At 75.1% G+C, this 690-nt stretch carries 1 protein-coding gene; it reads right to left on the reverse strand.

Translation table 11 applies throughout. From position 1 onward, the window contains the following. Positions 1-113 precede the first annotated feature (113 nt). Positions 114-690: FAD-binding oxidoreductase (locus ESO86_RS18125; protein ID WP_277985257.1), on the reverse strand; the 577-nt coding region annotated here is incomplete at its 5' end.

Below are 690 nucleotides of genomic sequence, written 5' to 3' on the forward strand. Positions count from 1 at the left end.
GCGCGCCCGGTCGCGCGCTGCGCGAAGGCGGGGTCGTCGGAGGGCGGACCGGCCGGGTTCGGGTGCCCGTGCGGATCGGCGGGCGGCGGGGGCGTCAGGCTCACGGCGGAAGCCTAGCGATCACCGCCGTCCTCGAGCGGGAACATCACGCCCGGATTCATGATGCCGGCCGGGTCGAAGACGGCCTTGATCCGCCGCTGCAGGTCGACCGATGCGTCGCCCAGCTCCTCGGCGAGCCACCGGCGCTTCAGGACGCCGACGCCGTGCTCCCCGGTCAGCGTGCCGCCGAGCCGCACCGCGGCGCGGAACAGTTCATCGGCCGCGGTCCAGACGTGCTCGGGCACCCGGTCGCCCTCGAACACGAAGTTCGGGTGGAGGTTGCCGTCGCCCGCGTGCGCCAGCGTCGGGATCTCGACCCCGTAGTGCGCCCCGATCCGGGCGATCTCGCGGAACATCTCCGGCAGCCGCGACCGCGGGACGGCGACGTCCTCGATGAGCACGTTCCCGCGTGAGGCGAGCGCGGGGTGCATCGCGCGGCGGATGTCGAGCAGGCGCTCGCCCGTCGCGGCATCCGTCGACCGCTCGACCCGCCCGCCCGACTCGGCGAAGACGCGCGCGATCGTGTCGGCCTCGGCGGCGGCGTCGCCGGCGTCGCACTGCGCGAGCAGGAACGTCTCGCCGGGGGCGAAG

This window comes from Agromyces binzhouensis, assembly GCF_004135055.1.
Taxonomy (GTDB): Bacteria; Actinomycetota; Actinomycetes; order Actinomycetales; family Microbacteriaceae; genus Agromyces; species Agromyces binzhouensis.